Genomic DNA, 17,968 nt, shown 5'->3' with positions numbered 1-17,968 from the left:
TAGTGGTATCACTATTAACTCATATTATAATTATACAAAATGCTAAAAGAATTTTATGCTACGCCAAACGAAATTGGAACTGATGAAGCTGGGAGAGGCTGTTTAGCAGGACCAGTAACAGCCGCAGCAATTATATTACCTAAAGGATTTAAAAATAAAATACTCAATGACTCTAAACAATTATCCGAACATAAAAGAAATATGCTAAAACCAATACTAGAGGAACAAGCTATAGCTTTTGCTGTTTCACATATATACCCAAATACTATAGACGAAATAAATATTTTAAATGCTTCTATCTTAGCAATGCATAAAGCAATTGATCAATTAAATATAAATACTGACCTTATTATAGTAGACGGTAATAAATTTAAAGCGTATAAAAAAATTCCACACAAATGTATTATTAAAGGTGATAGTAAATATATGAGTATTGCAGCTGCCTCTGTATTGGCAAAAACAGCTAGAGATGTCTATATGGAAAAAATTCATCTAGAATACCCAATGTATAATTGGAAACAAAATAAAGGATATCCTACTAAGGAACATCGTGAAGCGATAAGAACCTATGGAGTTACAAAATACCATAGAAAAAGCTTTAGATTATTATCTGAACAATTAAAAATGGATATTTAAAAACTTAAATTTGCAAAAAGCTTTTCTATGAACCTTAGAGTAGTAGTCCTTTTATTATTACTATTAACGAATTGTAAAGAAAAAACAATAACCAAGCATACTAGCCTAAACTATATCCCTAAAAATAGTATTGCAATCCTTAAAGTAAATGACTTCCCTGTTTTTAAAAGTGTTCTGAAAAATAATACTTTTCTGAAAAACCTTGTAAAAACCAAAAAAACAGATGTCTTCTTAGATAAAATTACTTTTTTAGAAACTGTAAATTTAGTTCCTGAAAGCCTTTTGCACATTATTGAAACAAAAAAGGATACTTTAGATTTTTTTATCAAAACAAATCAAAGTATTTACACAAACAAACTATTTAAAAGTACATCAGAAAACACATCTTATCAAAATGCTGAAATACAAAAACATATTGTCCAAAATATTCCTATTTATAGTTATTCCTTTGACAACAATACTTTTCTAAGTTCATCTGAGGACCTGATAGACGAATTAATTGCTGTTAAAGGGCAAACAAAAATTAATCCACAGCTTAGAAAATTATATAAATCCACAAACTCATCTAAACCTGCTACACTTTTTATCAACACAAAAAACAATTCCCTTTTTTCAGGTATCCAAAAAGGAGGTGACTCATTTTCTGATTGGACCGCAATTGATATTGAAATAAAACCTAGTGAAGCAAATTTAAGTGGTATTAGCATTTCTGACAGTCTTAACCACAATTTCATTGATCTGTTTAAAAACACAATTCCGATTGAAAGCACCATACCATCTTATGCCCCTATAAATGCTGATGCTGTTCTTTCTTATTCATTTAGCAATTATGCTACGTTTTCTAAAAATCAATCTAATTATCTACAAGAAATAGTTGAATCAGACAGCATTTTTAACACAACTGAAGAAGTAGGTATCGTTTATGTGGAGAATAAAAAAGCATTTATAATAAGTACTTATGGTGCTGATGCTATTATTAAACAATTAGAAAGCATTACTAACCAAACTTATAATTATCAGAATAGTGAAATTTTTACTTTAAAAAAGAATATAATTTTAAATAAAGCTTTTAAGCCTATACTAGTTAATTTTAATACCAACTTTTACACTGTTATAGAAAATGCCCTTATTTTCTCTGAAGATATAAGCACTCTAAAATCTATTATTAGCAATTATAAAAACAACACCACTTTTAATACATCTCCCGTTTTTTTAAATGCGAAAAATAAGATTGCTGAAGCCTCAAATATTCTTTTTATTGCTTCATCAAAAGGAATAACTAATTTCTATCCTCATATAAAGAAAGAAGATTTTTCCAATCATACTTTCTATAGTCAAATTGTTGCTGATAAAAGTTTTTATCATACGACCATAGGGGTAAAAAAAATAACGACTACACAAGAAAATCATGCTATTACTCCGCTATTTAACATAAAATTAGATCATGATATTGCTATTAACCCTCAATTCATTACCAACCATCAAACCAAAAAGAAAGAAATTATAATTCAGGATACCAATAACACTCTTTACCTAATAGCTACAGATGGTACAATACTGTGGAAAAAAACTTTAGAAGGGAAAATCCAAGGGAAAATTCATCAAGTAGATGTATATAAAAACGGAAAATTACAATTAGCATTCACAACAAATAATCAGTTTTTAATTCTTGATAGGAATGGAAAAACTGTGGAACCGTTCAGTATTAACTACAGTGACGAAACCTTAAACGAATTAGCAGTTTTTGATTATGAATCTAATAAAGATTACCGATTTGTAGTCACTCAAGGAGCTACTATTTTTATGTACAACAACAAAGCTGAGTTAGTTAAAGGCTTTGAGTACAAAAAAGGGAGCAAAGCTATTATGAAAGCGCCCAAACATTTTAGAATCAATAGTAAAGATTATATTGTTTTCCCTGAAGAAGATGGCACTTTAAAAATATTGAGTAGAGTAGGTAAAAACAGGATACTTCCTAAAAGTAAAATCAATTTTTCCGAGAATGAGATTTATCTTTATAAAAATAAGTTTACAACTACTGATGATAAAGGTTTTCTACATCAGGTTGATGAAAAAGGAAACATGTCTTCTGTAGATTTAAAACTTCATACAGATCACGGTATAGATGCCACTAACAAAACACTAGTAAGCATAAATGATAATACTCTAAGTATTAAAGGAAGAAAAGTACATTTAGATATTGGCGTTTATACAAAGCCTGTACTTTTTTACATTAAAAATAAAATATATATTAGTGTAACTGATATCCAAAATCAAAAAATATATGTGTTTGACAGCAATGCAAAACCACTACAAAACTTTCCTGTTTTTGGAACTTCTATTATAGATTTAGCAGATATAGATAATGATAAAAAATTAGAATTGGTCACTAAGGATCAAGAAAACTCATTAATTGTTTACAAAATTAACTAAACAAATGACTTTTAAAATTGAGTTTCACTAATAAATTTACTTTCAAAAAGCACTGTAAAGTGTTTTAGCAACTTTTGTTTTACTTCTTCTATATCCACATTTTTTACACCTAGTTCTACATTTAAAGAAGTGACTGCCTTATCCTTAATACCACATGGGATCATTAAATCAAAATAACCTAAGTCTGTATTTACATTAAGCGCAAAACCATGCATGGTAACCCATCTGCTAGCTCTTACTCCCATAGCACATATCTTCCGAGCAAAAGGCGTACCCACATCTAACCAAACACCAGTTTCACCTTCAGACCTTTCAGCCTTAAGGTCATATTCTGCTAAGGTTAAAATTACTATTTCTTCTAAAAAACGTAAATATTTATGAATATCAGTAAAAAAATTATCTAAATCCAGAATAGGGTACCCTACTATCTGTCCGGGCCCATGATAGGTAATATCTCCGCCTCTATTAATTTTATAAAAAGTAGCACCTTTACGAGCAAGTTCACTCTCATCAATTAATAAATTACTCATATCGCCACTTTTTCCTAAGGTATACACATGAGGATGCTCCACAAACAAAAAATGATTGGGGGTCTCAATTTGTAAGGCTTCCCTCCTATTCTTTATTTTTAAAGCTACAATAGCCTTAAATAGTTCTTCTTGATATTCCCAAGTTTCCTTATAATCTTTAAACCCTAAATCTTGAAGGAAGATATTTTTATTCATAAGAACAAAGATAAGATTTATAAGTATTTTGCTATAAGTAAACCGTGTTCTTAATCTGGGTTATTTAAAATAACCAAAGCTGCAATTACACCTGGCACCCAACCACAAAGGGTTAATAAAAAAACAATAATAATAGAGCCACAACCTTTTCCGATAACTGCCAATGGTGGAAAAAGAATGGCCAAAATAACTCTCCAAATACTCATTCTTGATTTAATTTTTGATTGATGAATGCACAGATCATTAAGACTAGCACTACCTATTTGACGCTAAATTATTTATTTTGTTACAGATTATAGTTCAAAAAACAAGTTTTATAAGATTAGCCTTTTTCAAATTGACGGATTGAAGCATTGTAACTATATTTGCAGCCTTAAAATAGTACACTATGCAACTTTCGGAACAAGAAGTTATTAGAAGAGAAAAACTTGTTAAACTTAGAGCATTAGGAATAGATCCTTATCCTGCAGCATTATACCCTGTTGATGCAACCTCTAAAAGCATTAAAGAAGATTATAAAGAAGGTAAGAAGGTTATTGTTGCTGGCCGATTGATGCGAAAAAAAATACAAGGTAAAGCCTCTTTTGGAGAGTTGCAAGATAGTGAAGGTAGAATACAACTCTATTTTAATAGAGATGAAATTTGCCCTGCTGACGATCATTCTAAATACAATGATGTTTTTAAAAAATTACTAGACTTAGGAGACATTTTGGGTATTGAAGGGGAGTTGTTTACTACTCAAGTAGGCGAAAAAACAGTTCTGGTAAAAAACTTTACTATTTTATGCAAAGCATTACGCCCTTTGCCCTTACCAAAAGTAGATGCAGATGGTAATAGCTATGATGAGTTTAATGATCCAGAATTACGCTACCGCCAACGTTATGTAGACTTAGTGGTAAACCCTGCCGTAAAACAAACCTTTATAAAAAGAACTAAGATTACCAATAGTATTCGTAAGTTTTTTAATGATAGGGAATATTTAGAAGTAGAAACTCCAATATTACAACCTATTCCTGGTGGAGCCTCTGCACGCCCTTTTTTAACGCATCACAATGCGCTTAACATTCCTCTATATTTAAGAATTGCAAATGAGCTGTATTTAAAACGATTAATAGTTGGCGGTTTTGATGGGGTTTATGAGTTTTCTAAAGATTTTAGAAACGAAGGAATGGACAGAACGCATAACCCAGAATTTACAGTAATGGAACTGTATGTTGCTTATAAAGATTACCATTGGATGATGGATATGACTGAGCAATTATTAGAAAAAGTTGCTGTTGATGCTAACGGAACATCTAAAGTAACCGTTGGCGAAAACCAAATTGAATTTAAAGCTCCCTATCCTAGAGTACCCATATTAAGCGCTATTAAAGAACATACGGGTTATGATGTTGCAGGTAAAAATGCAGAAGAACTCTTAGAAATTGCCAAAAAATTAGGTTTAGAGGTCGATAATACCATGGGAGTTGGGAAGCTTATCGATGAGATTTTTGGTGAAAAATGTGAGCACCTATACATTCAACCAACCTTTATTACGGACTACCCAAAAGAAATGAGTCCACTTACCAAAGAGCATAGAGATAACCCCGCGCTTACTGAGCGTTTTGAATTGATGGTTAATGGTAAAGAATTAGCAAATTGTTACTCGGAGTTAAACGATCCTATAGATCAAAGGGAACGTTTTGAAGAGCAATTAAAGTTATCTGCTAAAGGAGATGATGAAGCCATGTTTATAGATCAGGACTTTTTAAGAGCATTAGAATATGGAATGCCTCCTACCAGTGGAATAGGGATTGGAATAGATCGTTTAGTGATGCTTATGACCAACAATTCTTCGATACAAGAAGTTTTATTTTTCCCTCAAATGCGCCCAGAGAAAAAACCACTAGCACTTTCTGATAACGAAAAGGTGATTTTTGAAATTCTCAAGAAAGATAAACAAATGCCTTTAGCTGATTTAAAAACTGCTTCTGGCTTAAGTAACAAGGCTTGGGATAAAAGTTTGAAGTCTTTAGGAAAAGCAGGTATCACTAAAGTGATAAAGACTGATGATAGCTTATTGGTAGAACTCCAAGATTAATATTCAGTGTTTGGAATGCGACTTTTTTACTTAATACGCTGTACTGTTTACTACATACTTTTCATAAACTTATGAGTAAATTTTTTTAGAGACAATTTTTGCAAAACTTATTTTAACCTAAAAAAGAATTTTTATATTTTTCCTAAATCCAATCAAAAAGTATAGTTTAGAGGCTATTAATTGATATTTGATATGCCTCTTAGCAGAAAAATAGGGCTTTTTTTAGGCCCTTTACTTTTTTTTATCTTTTCTAATTTACCTTTTATAATCGTTTCTAAAGATGGTGATGCCGTAATTGCTGTTGCATTATGGATGGTTATTTGGTGGATTACAGAAGCAGTGTCCATATCTGTAAGTGCATTATTACCGCTTGTTTTATTTCCATTATTAGGAGTAATGCCAGTAAACGAAGTAGGTGCAAATTATGGAGATAAAATTGTATTCTTATTTTTTGGAGGATTTATACTAGCATTAGCTCTAGAAAAAGTAAATCTCCATAAACGCATTGCATTAAATATTATTAAACTTACTGGTACAACTCCAAATAAAGTTATTTTAGGCTTTATGATTGCCACAGCTACCTTAAGCATGTGGATTAGCAATACTGCAAGTACTGTAGTAATGCTTCCCATTGCCATTTCTGTGATACAATTACTTGTTAATGATGCCGATGGTTTTACCAAAAAAGATCAAAATTTTGCACTAAGTGTCATGCTAGGCATTGCTTTTTCTGCTAATGCTGGCGGTATTGCAACATTAATAGGCACTCCTCCTAATTCTGTAATGGTTGGCCTTTTGGAAAGAGAGTATCACATAGAAATATCGTTCTTAAAATGGATGATTATTGGTGTACCATTTTCAAGCATAATGATAGCCGTTAGTTATTTTGTATTGATTAAAATATTTCCAAATAAAAATTTAAAATTTAATGCTTCAAAAGATATTATACAAACACAACTAAATGCACTTGGAAAAATTTCGGGAAGAGAAAAAATGGTGCTTGTAATTTTTGGAGTTACCGTTTTTTTATGGATTTTTAGAACCTTAATCAACAAGCTATTTCCGCAAATAGGACTTAATGATACGATTATTAGTATGATTGCTGCTATATCATTATTTGCCATTCCTTATGATATTAGAAAAGGTGATTTTATTCTTGAATGGAAAGACACTCAAAAATTAGCTTGGGGTATCTTAATTCTTTTTGGTGGTGGTTTAGCCTTAGCTGCGGCAATGAAAACAAGTGGTATTGTAGATCTAGTAGCGAATCTTATAGCATCTAGTGATATCAGCATTTTATTAACAGCTTCTCTATTAATACTATTATTATTATTTATGACAGAATTAATGAGTAATGTAGCCCTTATTTCTGTTTTAGCACCAGTTGTAGCTGGTATTGCTATTGGTTTAGATATTCCTATTCTACATCTTTTAATTCCTGTAACAATGGCTAGTAGCTGTGCTTTTATGCTACCTATGGCAACTCCTCCAAACGCCATAGTATTTGCTAGTGGCTACATAAAAGTAAATCAGATGGCTAAAGTTGGTTTTATCTTGAACTGTATAGCGGTACTATTATTAATTTTACTATTTCAATTTATACTCCCTTTTGTTTTTTAAAAAGAAAAAGCCCCTGAATAACAGAGGCTTTTAATCGACTAATTCAAAAAAATCATACTTTGGTAAGCTTCAAGTATTTCTTACAAATGTTTCATTACTACATTTAAAAATTTATTGCTAACCTATAAATAACCTAAAACAACCAACTTTGGTTAGCAAATTTATTTTAACACTTAAAAGCATACTAATTTTGTACTGATTGATGAATATACTTATAAGACTATATAAATATTTAAATGTTACATTTTTTATATGGTTTTAACATTTTTAAATCATTAAATCATGATTTAAACATTATTTCATCTTTCAAAAAAGAAAATATACCTACCTCATTCTTTAGCTTATGATTTTATTAACAAAGAATTAAGTTTATTTTTCGGTTATTTGGCGCCGACTAATTAAATGAAAATTAATATGATTAAAAGTATACTTCAGAAAGTACTTTTTGCTTTCTTACTGATCGGTTGTTTTTCAACAACAGAAGCACAAATCTTCAAAAAGAAAAAGAAAAAAACACAACAAACTAATAATAGTAATGCTAGGCCAAAAAAAGGAGCCATACAACCCTACAGCAAAGTAATTACTAAAAAGGCCGTTACTGATAAAGGTCTTTTTGATGTTCATACAGTAGACAACAAACATTTCTATGAAATTCCTGACTCTTTATTTAATAAAGAAATGCTCATGGTAAGTAGAATTTCTAAAACAGCCAGTGGTATTGGTTTTGGTGGTGGCAAAATTAACACACAAGTATTACGTTGGGAAAAGAAACAAAAAAAGGTATTAGTACGCGTCGTATCCTACAATATATATGCTGCAGATTCTTTACCAGTACACCAAGCAGTAGTTAATTCTAATTTTGAACCCGTTTTATATTCTTTTGATATTAAAGCCTTAAAAAAAGATTCTTTAAACCCAGCTACAGTTATTCAAGTTGATAATTTTTTCCAGAAAGATGTAAAGGCACTTGGTATGCCAGATTTTTACAGAAAAAGATATAAAGTTTCTCGTTTAGATGGCGAAAGAAGTTATATAGAGTCATTAAAAAGTTATCCTCTAAATGTAGAAGCAAGACACGTAAAAACATATTTTGCAAATGGAGCCCCCTCCAATAGTAGTTTAGGTTCCATATCTATAGAAATAAATAATTCTATGATTATGCTTCCGCAAAACCCTATGAAAAGACGCTATTTTGATGAGCGAGTAGGATGGTTTGCACGCGGACAAGTAGATTATGGCTTAGATGCCCAAGAAAGTAAAACAGTTAGGTATCTAGACCGATGGAGATTGGAAGTAAAAGAGGAGGATATCGAGAAGTTTAAAAGAGGTGAATTAGTTGAACCTAAAAAACAAATTGTTTATTATATTGATAGAGCTACTCCTAAAGAATGGGTTCCTTATTTAAAACAAGGCGTTGAAGATTGGCAAGTTGCTTTTGAAGCGGCAGGTTTTAAAAATGCTATTATTGCTAAAGACCCACCTACAGAAGAAGAAGATCCAGAATGGTCTCCAGAAGATGTACGCTATTCTGTAATACGCTATTTGGCTTCACCTATTCCAAATGCAAATGGTCCACATGTTAGTGATCCTAGAACTGGTGAAATTTTAGAATCAGACATCAACTGGTACCACAATGTAATGACCTTATTACGCAACTGGTTCTTTATCCAAACTGCTGCAATAAATGAAGATGCTAGAGGCGTAGAATTTAAAAAGGAAGTCATGGGACGTTTAATTCGTTTTGTTTCAGCTCATGAGGTTGGGCATACTATAGGTTTACCACATAATATGGGTAGTAGTGTTGCATATCCTGTAGATTCTTTACGTTCTGCATCGTTTACTAAAAAATATGGTACAGCACCTTCTATAATGGATTATGCTCGTTTTAATTATGTAGCCCAACCAGAAGATAAGGGTGTAGCCTTAATGCCAGATATTGGAGTTTATGATAAATATGCAATTAGCTGGGGCTATAAACCAATTTTAGATAAAAGTGCTGAAGATGAAAAGAAAACTTTAGATGGTTGGATTTTAAAACATGCTGGAGATCCACTATATCGTTTTGGACATCAACAAGCTGGTGATGTTGTAGACCCAAGTTCGCAAACTGAAGATTTAGGAGACGATGCAATTAAAGCCAGTACCTATGGCATTGCCAACCTTAAGCGTATTGTACCAAATATATCTTCTTGGATTGCTGAAGATGGTAAAACCTATGACGACCTAGGAACTTTATACGGGCAAGTTTTAAGTCAATATAATAGGTATATGGGGCATGTGTCTAATAATATTGGAGGTGTATATGAACACTATAAAACTTTTAATCAAGAAGGTGCAGTATATACTCCTGTTGCTAAAGACAGGCAAAAAAATAGCTTGTTATTTGTGCAAGATCAACTGTTTAAAACCCCAGAATGGTTATTAAACCAAGATATTTTTAATAAAATAGAATATTCTGGTTCTGTAGAGCGTTTACGAAGCATTCAGGTAAGAACTTTAAATAATATCTTAAGCTTAGGTAAAATGGCGCGTATTATTGAGAACGAGACGGCAAATGGCAATAGTGCATACAAGTTAACAGATATGATGAAAGATCTTCGCAGAGGAATATGGTCAGAGTTGTCTAGAGGTTCAAAAATAGATACCTATCGTAGAAACTTACAAAAAGCACATATAGATCGTTTATCATTTTTAATGACTGCTCCTAACCAAAGAAAATTAAACTTTGGACCTTATGTAAAATCTACTGCGGTAAACACAAGTCAATCAGACATAAGATCTGTTGCTAGAGCAGAACTAAATATATTAAAAAGAAGTATTAGGAGTGCTGTAGGTAGAACTACAGATAGTATGAGTAAATATCATTTACAAGATGCTATTGAACGTATTGATACTATTTTAGACCCAAAATAGCTTAAAAAAATATCTAACACAAGCCTTGCATATATAGTATATGCAAGGCTTTTTTAATTGTATAAAGAGTGATTAAAACAAATTTATGATGTAATTCAACTGACACACCACAAAAAAATAGAAATTCACAACAAAATAGTAAATAGTATTGATTTGTTATTGTAATTTAAGAGTCCAAACCCCGAAATTATGTCTCAAAAACGAAAAAGTCTATTATACCTTACTTGTTTCATAATGTGCGCTATAGCACTCTATTTTGTGGAAGAAAAACCAACAAATAATACATTAGAGTCCTCAAAAATAGCAGTTATAGAAATGTCTGATTCAGGTGACGAAAACTACAATACAATAGAAGAAGAAAAATAAAGTCATTGTTAAAATAAAATTAAAGTGAGTATCGTTAGTAGTGTATAATTTTCATTACTAATGATACTATTTTTAAATAATTAAATTCATGAAAAAAATAATTGTAATTGCATCTTTACTTGTTGCAACTTTAGGGATTGCACAAGACCTTACTATTAAAAATGATGCAGTTGAAGTATACAGCCCAGAAGAAATAAAAAAAATGGAGTTTGAAAGTATGGCTTCCTATTTACACCTTACTACTTCACAACAGAAAGCAATACGCACAATAAACCCTTCTACTATATCAAAAAAACAGAAAGGAAGAATAAATAAACAATCTAATGATGGTTTGGGCGCTGCTAGTGCTATAAAAAATGAAGTGAAAAAAATATTATCTGAAGATCAGTATAAAAAATGGATGCAAATGATGCGCCACAAAAGAATGACTGAACTTGCAGAAGCTGAAAAAGAATAAAAGAAAATTATTAAAATCTAAAAAGAGTCACGGTATGTGACTCTTTTTTTTTGCATATAAGTCATCTATAAAGTATTAATACAGGTGTCTTATTAAACCTTAGCCCATAAAATTAGTCCTAGGATAAAGAATCATAAAAAATCAAAAAACAATGAAAAAAGTATTTTTTACCATGGCAGTTTTAATAGGTGTAATAGGTTTTGCACAAGATAAAATGCATAAAGATTTAAGTCCAAAGCAAATAGCAGAATTGCAGACTAAAAAAATGACATTAGCTTTAGACTTAACTCCCAAACAACAGGAACAAGTAAATGAGGTGCTACTTGAAAGCGCTATACTCAGAAAAGAAAAAAAAGCTTCTCGCAAAAATAAGGCAGGTGAAGAAAAACCTACATCAGATGAGCGTTTTGCAATGATGAATAGCAGGCTAGAACATCAAATAGCGCAGAAGAAAAAAATGAAAGAAATTTTAAATGATGAACAATATTTAAAATTCGAAAAAATGATGGCAAAAAAGAAAAAACGATCAAAAGAAAGGAAAAGAAAATCTCATCATTAAAAATAATAGAAAAGAGACTGTTTAAAAAGGCAGTCTCTTTTTTTGTCTTATAAATAATTTATGCTATTGCCTAAAACTGTTCTATTTTAGAAGTCCAATCTTTTCTTCTTGAAAAGAATTAAGGCTCCCAAAACATACATTCTCTACAAAAGTTATTCTACAGTATAACTTATTAAAAAGGTTCCTTGTATGTATTTAGTTTTATCTTTATTTTAGATCACAAAACCTACACCGCTAAGCTGCTATACACCAAATAGAATAGGAAATTGAAGTGATAAAACTTTCATCATAATGTAAAGCATATTCAAGTGATGATTTTAGAGATCCTAGAATTATTAGAATATTATAAAACAATAAACAACATGGAAATATTAAAAATAGCTATTGAATGGGCAAAAGCGGAAGTGTTTTCATCAAGATTCTTTATTCTTTCTGCCATTCTATTCCTAGCTGCAAGTACTGGGTTTTGGCAACTTGGTAAAACTGAAATGGCTAAGGCTTACATTATTCCAACATTGGTATCTGGAGTTTTACTGCTTGCAGTAGGACTTGGAATATTTTTCACAAATAAGTCTAGAATTACAAGCTTTGCCGATGCATACCATACCAATGCAACCGAATTTGTGAAATTGGAAATAACACGTACCAAAAAATCAATGGGAGAATACAAGACTATTGTTTTCAAAATAATTCCAATCATCATCATTGTTGCTGCACTAATTATTGTTTTTGTTGACAAAGCCCTTTGGCGGGCAATTAGCATTACAACAATTGCACTGATGGTGGTTATTTTACTTGTAGATAGCAATGCCAATTCTAGAATTACAACTTACTACAAACAATTAGAATTGGCAAAAAAAATGTAAACTACCAATAATTCTTAACAAAAAAACTTGATGCAAATCTCCAATAAAGCTAACGCTAGATAAAATTACAGTTCTAATTTTTCTAAAGCTGCTATGGTAAAATCAAGATCCTCATAACTTAAAGCATCATTTAAAAAATAGCTTTCAAAAGCACTTGGTGGCAAATAAATTCCTGCTGCTAGCATTCCATGAAAATATTTTTTAAACCTGTCATTATTTCCTTTTGCAGAAGAGGCAAAATCTACCACGGGCTCATCCGTAAAATGGACACTTATCATACTCCCAAACCTGTTAATTTGATACGGAATATTTTTATTCTGTAAAACTGTATCAAGTCCTTGATTCAGATAGGCAGTTTTATCTGCCAGACTTCTAAAAATCTCTGGATCATTATTTAAAGCGGTTAACATTGCCAAACCAGCACTCATGGCCAATGGATTACCACTTAAGGTTCCGGCTTGGTATACTGGACCATCTGGTGCAAGGAAAGACATAATTTCTGCTCTAGCCGCAAAAGCGCCCACAGGCAACCCTCCTCCAATTACTTTTCCAAAAGTAACAATATCTGCTGCCACGCCTAAAACTTCTTGTGCGCCACCTTTCCCCAAACGAAAACCAGTCATTACCTCATCAAAAATGAGTAAAATACCTTCTTTAGTACAGAGTTCACGTAATCCTTTTATAAAATCTTCATCAGGGATAATACAACCCATATTTCCTGCTACTGGCTCTATAATGATTGCTGCTATTTCATTTTTATTAGCTGTAACTAATGTTTCAACACTATTTAAATCATTATAATTAGCCAGTAATGTATCTTTTGCTGTACCTTGAGTAACTCCAGGGCTATTTGGAGAACCAAAAGTAACAGCGCCACTACCCGCTTGTATTAAAAAAGAATCTGAATGACCATGATAACAGCCTGAAAATTTTATAATTTTATCTTTTGAGGTATAGCCACGTGCTAAACGTACGGCACTCATACAAGCTTCCGTTCCACTGTTTACAAAACGAATCTTATCTATATTTGGAACCATAGAAACGGCAAGTTTTGCCAACTCCGTTTCAATTTCTGTAGGCATTCCAAAAGAAGTTCCTTTTTTTGCTTTTTCGATTACTGCATCGATAACCGGTTCATAGGCATGCCCTAAGATTAATGGCCCCCAAGAAGATATGTAATCTATTAACCTATTATCATCTTCATCTATTAAATAAGCTCCTTTGGCCTCCTTCACAAATATCGGCGTCCCTCCTACGGCTTTAAAAGCTCTAACGGGTGAATTTACACCTCCTGGAATATAGTTTTGGGCCTCCTCAAACAAAGCACTACTTCTTTTATAAATCATGCTAAAAACTTATTTTAATTCTTTTTTTACAATCAGTTTCTGTCCTATAGAAATGGTATTGTCACGCATTTTATTTAATTTCTTGAGCGCTTCAACGGTAATGAAATAGCGTTGTGATAACGAATACAAAGTATCTCCTTTAACTACTTCGTGTATGCTATAAATATATTCTTTTGCTTTTGGCGTAACAGACCCTACTTCTTTTAAAACGGATTTATCGTACTTGTATAACTTATATTTTTCTATAAAAGCAATAAGTTTTTGAGGATATTGTTTATCTGTAGCATAACCAGCTTTCTTGAGGCCTTTTGCCCAAGCCTTATAATCATCACTTTTTAACTCAAATAAAAACGCATAACGCGATCTTTTTGATAAAAACAAGCTATGGTCTCTAAAAGAATACATAGGGTGATTGTATTTTCTAAAACACTCCCCTTTTGCATCATCATCATGAAGTTCATAATCTCCTTTCCAACCTGTATGACATTTTATTCCAAAATGATTATTGGTCTTTTTAACTAAAGTACTTTTTCCAAAACCACTTTCCAAAATACCTTGAGCTAAGGTAATACTTGCAGGAATGCCAAAAGCTTTCATTTCAAATTGCGCAATCTCCGAAAAAGTTTTTATGTACTCTTTAACATCTGAAATAGGAAACGTTACAAATCTTCCATCATCTTCTGGTAAAGGATATAAACCGTCATCTTCACTACTAGGGTAGGTTTTAACACTCTTCTTAGAGCTTGTTTCAGTGCTGTTTTTAGTAGAAATTGTTCTCTTTTTTGCTTTACAAGCCGATAATAATACTATGATTAATAATAAGCTGGTTCTTTTTATCATGTGTTTAGTAATGGTAAATTTTTCTTTTTTAGTTTTAAATTCATTCCAGAAATTCCTTGTAAACCTCCTGTATGAATGGCTAAAATTTTCGTCCCTTTTTTAAAATAATCTTTTTTAATCAAATCTAAAATCCCATATAATTGTTTCCCTGTATATATAGGATCTAATGGTATTCCAGTAGCTTGTTTAAAATCATTTATAAAATGAATTAAAACAGGAGTAATTTTAGCATAACCCCCAAAATGATAATCCATTTGTAATTTCCAATTATCTTTCTGAACAAATTTACGAATATCTTCAATTAGAAAATCACCTTTTAAAGCAGGAAAACCTAAAACGATTTGTTTTTTTTGAGCGGCATTAATAATTCCTGCAATTGTACCTCCAGTCCCAACACAAGTACAAATCACATTAAAAAAAGCATCCTCTTTTGTTACTATTTCTTCGCAGCCTTTTACTGCCAAGGCATTTGTACCCCCTTCTGGGATGGTATAAAAATTTTTAAATTCAGATTTTAAACCTTCAAAAAAATCTTGCTTTTCTTTTTCTCTATAGGTAGTTCTAGAAATAAATTTAAATTGCATACCGTTTTCATGTGCTAATTTTAAGGTAGGATTATCAAACCATTTATCAACTAGTTCTTCTCCTCTTATAATACCAATAGTCTTAAAACCATATTGTTTGCCCGCATAAGCTGTTGCAGCAATATGATTAGAGTATGCTCCTCCATAAGTAAGAACAGAAGAAAACCCCTCCTCTTTGGCTTTGATAAAATTGTATTTTAATTTACGGTATTTATTACCAGAAATAAAAGGGTGTATTTTGTCTTCTCTTTTTATGAAAAGAGAAATTTTTTTTTCTGATAAAACAGGAAGATGTACTTGCTGATTTTGTGAATGCACTCCTTGGATTTCTACATCCAAAGATATTTAATAAAGCTGAAGTATTTTCGGTCTTGTAAATAATTTAAATTCCCTTCGTTATAATATGCTTCACGTTCAAAACTAATATTTCTATACGCCTTATAAGTATTTAAATAAAGAATACAACGAAATAACCATTCTAGAGTATAAAGGATATAAAAAGGAAGTACTAATAATTCTTTTTGTTGTTGTAGATGAATACGCTCATGGTTAATTAGTTTTGCGTCCCATTTTAGAGCATCATTTTTTAAAATGATAAATGGCCAAACCGATAAGCCGATATAGTTTTTATGAAAAAATAATTTTGATACTACAATCATACATTTTAGGATCTATATCAAATATATAACCTAAAAGTGTGCCAAATACAACTTATTAGTTTTGTTACTTACAAAAACGACCAATGGTAAAAAATGGTGAAATATATCGTAAAATATAGATAAAATGCACTTTTAAAAATAGTTTATTAACAAAGAAGAAGTATTTTTGACTAGAAATTAGGTGCTGTAAAGTGGCTAATTATAACAAATTAAAAAGATACCATCTTAATTTTATAAATGAATAAAATATTGCCATTAGAAGAAGGAGATTATTATTTGTCTCCTGAAGGGTATAAAGTTTTTACAGAGCAATATCATTTAAAAAGAGGGTATTGCTGCGAGAGCGGCTGTAGACATTGTCCTTATGGTTATCTAAAAAAAAGAAAATAATTACCTACATCAGTTTTCTAACACCTTACCTTAGTATTATACTCTTTGGATTCAAAGATTTAAGAATCCTTTACAAAAAAGTGATTTAAAATTTGTATTTTTAACTTACAAAGCCCATGAAATACACATATTCGGCATGATTATTGTTATTTCTTTTATGTCACTAGCTGCTATTAATCCATTAAAAAAAATATTATGAAAAAAATTAAACTCCTGTTAATTCCAGTACTAGCATTACTTGTTTTAGGCTCGTGTACTTCGGTTAAGGTTTTATCTGACTATGATAAAAATGTTAATTTTGAAGGCTACAAAACCTATGCTTTTTACAAAACTGGTATTGATAAAGCTCAAATTTCAGATTTAGATAAGAAAAGAATTTTACATGCAATTGATGAACACATGAGTTCAAAAGGCTTTGTAAAATCAAACAATCCAGATATTTTAGTCAGCATTTTTACAAAAGAACGCGAACAAGTAGACATCTACAATAACTACTGGGGCGGTGGTTTGGGCTGGGGATGGAACCCTTGGTTTTATGGGCGTGGTTTTGGCCCAGGATTTGGCTTTGGTTACGGAGGTTTTGGCGGAGGACCAAATGTAAGCACCCGTACACAAGGATCGCTTTATATAGATTTAATTGATGCAAAAAATAAAGAATTAGTTTGGCAAGGTAGAGGCGAAGGCACTCTCTATCAAACTAAAAAAATAGAAAAAAAAGAAGCTCGTATTAAAGAATTTGTTTCTGAGATATTGCAAGCATACCCACCTATGCTAGCAGCTCAGTAGCAAATACTCAAATTATTACTTACTCAAAAAACCGCTCTTTGAGCGGTTTTTTGATTTTAAACTCGGATTATGTAATAAAACTTCGTAATGAGGGTTGAAACAGCAATACAATATGGCGTTTTCTGAGTTTTAACATAGCATCGCTATGGTTAAACTTAAAAATGTAGCGCAATGTTATATTTTGCATCAGTTTAAAAACGGAATAGATTTTCTATTGCATAATGCGGGTTAAAATAATAAAGGAAAATTAGTGGTACACTTAGATTCGTTTAAAACAAAAGCACTCTTAACAGTTCCTATATAGGCTAAAGAAGCAACTTTATCTTTAGAAAATTTAAAATAAGCATCAAGATCTTTTACGATTATTTTTAGTAAGAAATCAAACTCTCCACCCACAACAAAACATTCTACAACCTCTGGGTATCTTTTTATATTTTCAGCAAACTCATCCATCATTTTTCCTTTTTGCACTTCTAAAGACACAAAACTAAAAACTGTAATGCTACTCTCTATCTTATGTCTATTAAGAATGGCAACATATTTAGAAATAAAACCTTCTTTCTCTAATCGTCTTATTCGCTCATAAACAGGAGTTTTTGTGATATTTAATTGTGATGCGATGTCTTTTGCATTTGTTTTTGCATCATTTTCTAATATTTTTAATATTTGCCTATCTAGTGTATCTAACTTTAATTCCATTTTTCCTTA

General features: G+C 31.4%; 18 protein-coding genes. 11 read left to right on the top strand and 7 right to left on the bottom strand.

Translation table 11 applies throughout. From position 1 onward, the window contains the following. Positions 1-39: 39 nt before the first annotated feature. Complete coding sequence (locus ACZ451_RS08690) at positions 40-636, top strand: ribonuclease HII (RefSeq protein ID WP_464216725.1); 597 nt, start codon at positions 40-42, stop codon at positions 634-636. Positions 637-663: 27 nt separating this feature from the next. Continuing rightward, positions 664-3,069: a ribonuclease HII gene (locus ACZ451_RS08685; RefSeq protein ID WP_464216724.1), complete on the top strand. Its 2,406-nt coding sequence runs from the start codon at positions 664-666 to the stop codon at positions 3,067-3,069. An 11-nt stretch (positions 3,070-3,080) separates the two neighbouring features. On the opposite strand, the gene lipB is transcribed toward ACZ451_RS08685, so the two are convergent. Beyond that, on the bottom strand, positions 3,081-3,794 hold the full coding sequence (gene lipB, locus ACZ451_RS08680; RefSeq protein ID WP_464216723.1) for a lipoyl(octanoyl) transferase LipB: 714 nt from the start codon (positions 3,792-3,794) through the stop codon (positions 3,081-3,083). A gap of 50 nt (positions 3,795-3,844) precedes the next feature. Further along, the gene (locus ACZ451_RS08675) at positions 3,845-4,000 is read right to left on the bottom strand and encodes a YqaE/Pmp3 family membrane protein (RefSeq protein ID WP_216783444.1); all 156 of its coding nucleotides are present in this window, start codon (positions 3,998-4,000) and stop codon (positions 3,845-3,847) included. A 182-nt stretch (positions 4,001-4,182) separates the two neighbouring features. On the opposite strand from ACZ451_RS08675, the gene lysS reads away from it, so the two are divergent. The 7 genes from lysS (at position 4,183) to ACZ451_RS08640 (ending at position 12,655) form a co-directional block, all read left to right on the top strand. Beyond that, positions 4,183-5,874, top strand: a complete 1,692-nt coding sequence (gene lysS, locus ACZ451_RS08670) for a lysine--tRNA ligase (protein WP_464216722.1) — start codon at positions 4,183-4,185, stop codon at positions 5,872-5,874. 192 nt (positions 5,875-6,066) lie between these two features. Continuing rightward, positions 6,067-7,494 (top strand): SLC13 family permease, encoded by a 1,428-nt coding sequence (locus tag ACZ451_RS08665; RefSeq protein WP_464216721.1) that lies wholly within the window; start codon positions 6,067-6,069, stop codon positions 7,492-7,494. Positions 7,495-7,908: 414 nt separating this feature from the next. After that, positions 7,909-10,407 carry a zinc-dependent metalloprotease gene (locus tag ACZ451_RS08660; RefSeq protein WP_464216720.1) on the top strand — a complete coding sequence of 833 codons (2,499 nt, stop codon included), beginning with the start codon at positions 7,909-7,911 and terminating at the stop codon, positions 10,405-10,407. A 189-nt stretch (positions 10,408-10,596) separates the two neighbouring features. Further along, positions 10,597-10,773, top strand: coding sequence for a hypothetical protein (locus tag ACZ451_RS08655; RefSeq protein WP_464216719.1), 177 nt, complete (start codon positions 10,597-10,599; stop codon positions 10,771-10,773). A gap of 88 nt (positions 10,774-10,861) precedes the next feature. Beyond that, on the top strand, positions 10,862-11,230 hold the full coding sequence (locus ACZ451_RS08650; RefSeq protein ID WP_464216718.1) for a hypothetical protein: 369 nt from the start codon (positions 10,862-10,864) through the stop codon (positions 11,228-11,230). A gap of 151 nt (positions 11,231-11,381) precedes the next feature. Continuing rightward, positions 11,382-11,789 (top strand): hypothetical protein, encoded by a 408-nt coding sequence (locus ACZ451_RS08645; protein WP_464216717.1) that lies wholly within the window; start codon positions 11,382-11,384, stop codon positions 11,787-11,789. Between the two features lie 362 nt (positions 11,790-12,151). After that, on the top strand, positions 12,152-12,655 hold the full coding sequence (locus tag ACZ451_RS08640) for a hypothetical protein (RefSeq protein ID WP_464216716.1): 504 nt from the start codon (positions 12,152-12,154) through the stop codon (positions 12,653-12,655). Positions 12,656-12,720: 65 nt separating this feature from the next. Here the strand turns inward: ACZ451_RS08640 and hemL are convergent, their stop codons facing one another. Genes hemL through ACZ451_RS08620 form a run of 4 tightly spaced genes read right to left on the bottom strand, consistent with a single transcriptional unit; the run spans position 12,721 to position 16,084 of the window. Continuing rightward, on the bottom strand, positions 12,721-14,001 hold the full coding sequence (gene hemL, locus ACZ451_RS08635) for a glutamate-1-semialdehyde 2,1-aminomutase (protein ID WP_464216715.1): 1,281 nt from the start codon (positions 13,999-14,001) through the stop codon (positions 12,721-12,723). A 9-nt stretch (positions 14,002-14,010) separates the two neighbouring features. Then, positions 14,011-14,841, bottom strand: coding sequence for a glucosaminidase domain-containing protein (locus ACZ451_RS08630; protein WP_464216714.1), 831 nt, complete (start codon positions 14,839-14,841; stop codon positions 14,011-14,013). Continuing rightward, the gene (locus tag ACZ451_RS08625) at positions 14,838-15,764 is read right to left on the bottom strand and encodes a 1-aminocyclopropane-1-carboxylate deaminase/D-cysteine desulfhydrase (protein ID WP_464216713.1); all 927 of its coding nucleotides are present in this window, start codon (positions 15,762-15,764) and stop codon (positions 14,838-14,840) included. Before ACZ451_RS08625 ends, ACZ451_RS08630 begins: the two co-directional genes overlap by 4 nt. Continuing rightward, the gene (locus ACZ451_RS08620) at positions 15,755-16,084 is read right to left on the bottom strand and encodes a hypothetical protein (protein WP_464216712.1); all 330 of its coding nucleotides are present in this window, start codon (positions 16,082-16,084) and stop codon (positions 15,755-15,757) included. The genes ACZ451_RS08625 and ACZ451_RS08620 overlap by 10 nt, the downstream gene beginning before the upstream one ends. A 237-nt stretch (positions 16,085-16,321) precedes the next feature. Between ACZ451_RS08620 and ACZ451_RS08615 the strand changes: the two genes are divergently transcribed. Both ACZ451_RS08615 and ACZ451_RS08610 read left to right on the top strand, forming a co-directional pair. Beyond that, a complete protein-coding gene (locus ACZ451_RS08615) occupies positions 16,322-16,474 on the top strand; it encodes a DUF5522 domain-containing protein (RefSeq protein ID WP_464216711.1) in 153 nt (50 codons plus the stop codon). 195 nt (positions 16,475-16,669) lie between these two features. Then, positions 16,670-17,260, top strand: a complete 591-nt coding sequence (locus tag ACZ451_RS08610) for a DUF4136 domain-containing protein (protein WP_464216710.1) — start codon at positions 16,670-16,672, stop codon at positions 17,258-17,260. A 228-nt stretch (positions 17,261-17,488) separates the two neighbouring features. On the opposite strand, the gene ACZ451_RS08605 is transcribed toward ACZ451_RS08610, so the two are convergent. Further along, positions 17,489-17,959 carry an Lrp/AsnC family transcriptional regulator gene (locus tag ACZ451_RS08605; RefSeq protein WP_464216709.1) on the bottom strand — a complete coding sequence of 157 codons (471 nt, stop codon included), beginning with the start codon at positions 17,957-17,959 and terminating at the stop codon, positions 17,489-17,491. Positions 17,960-17,968: the final 9 nt, after the last annotated feature.

Source organism: Allocellulophaga tsushimaensis, assembly GCF_055383085.1.
The sequence above is the reverse complement of the archived record's forward strand: the minus strand, read 5'-3'. Positions and strand labels throughout refer to the sequence as shown.